Here is a 966-nt window from a genome sequence, read left to right as displayed (position 1 = left end):
ATACCGTGCTCAGCGCCTGGGATGTCGGGGAAAATAGGATGACCACCGGTCGCAATCAAAATATGGTCAGCGGTAATGTGCTCGCCATTGACTTCGACCGTATTGGTATCGATGAACTTGGCAAAGCCTTTTATGACCTCAACGCCGTTCTTTGCCAAATTATTATCATAAGAGCGATGGATGTTTTGAATATACTGCTGGCGGCTATTGACCAGTTTTTGAAAGTCAAAACCTTTTAACTCGACATCAAAGCCATAATCTGGCGCATACTTCTCAATGGCTTCAGCCACTTGCGCGCCGTACCACATGACCTTTTTGGGTACGCAGCCCCAGTTGACACAAGTGCCGCCTAATTGTTCTGCTTCGATAATGGCGCATTTTTTGCCATAGCTTGCCGCGCGATTGATCGAAGCAATACCGCCGCTACCGCCACCAATGGCGATATAGTCATAATGTTTTGTCATGGTTGAGATCTCTTTAGTTCGTTTTGAGGCAATTTTAGTCTTATTGTTATGGGTACGATTCTGTATCTTACAAGTTGCCGACCATACACCAAGCGTGCTTGATGATACCATGAAGCGTGGATAACTTTAATGAGGAAAACCTATGCATATCGCTATCTTGACTATGACGTTCTCTTTGCCTGGCTGCAGCTCCTTAAAAGAAAAGCGCCAACGTATGGGCGGCTTGCATGCGCGTTTTGGTAATACACCAAGTATTGCCGTATGCGAGAGCGGTGAGCGCGATCGGCACGATGCCAGCGAGTGGACGTTTGTCATCGTCGGACTGACCAAACGTGAGGTTGAGTCGCAGTGTAGTCAGATAGAGGAGAAGATAGAGCGGACGGTAGATGCAAGGGTGATGGATATTGAGCGGGAATTTATTTAAGTGGGGTAGGTGTATCTCCTACCATGCAAGGCACTCAAAACCCTATCAAGCAAAATCAAGACTGATTTCAACACCTAA

At 46.7% G+C, this 966-nt stretch carries 2 protein-coding genes; one reads left to right on the top strand and one right to left on the bottom strand.

Translation table 11 applies throughout. The annotated features are described in order from the left end of the window. A partial coding sequence (locus tag ACTXGO_RS16475; protein ID WP_443575048.1) for an FAD-dependent oxidoreductase occupies positions 1-464 on the bottom strand: 464 nt, incomplete at its 3' end. Positions 465-606: 142 nt separating this feature from the next. On the opposite strand from ACTXGO_RS16475, the gene ACTXGO_RS16470 reads away from it, so the two are divergent. Then, positions 607-888, top strand: coding sequence for a DUF503 domain-containing protein (locus ACTXGO_RS16470; RefSeq protein ID WP_443542859.1), 282 nt, complete (start codon positions 607-609; stop codon positions 886-888). Positions 889-966: the final 78 nt, after the last annotated feature.

It is taken from the genome of Psychrobacter sp. T6-1, assembly GCF_052258445.1.
The sequence above is the reverse complement of the archived record's forward strand: the minus strand, read 5'-3'. Positions and strand labels throughout refer to the sequence as shown.

What these genes read in the sequence shown, in the direction of transcription:
- ACTXGO_RS16470 (WP_443542859.1), top strand. Translation starts at nt 607, where the DNA reads ATGCATATCGCTATCTTGACTATGACGTTCTCTTTGCCTGGCTGCAGC.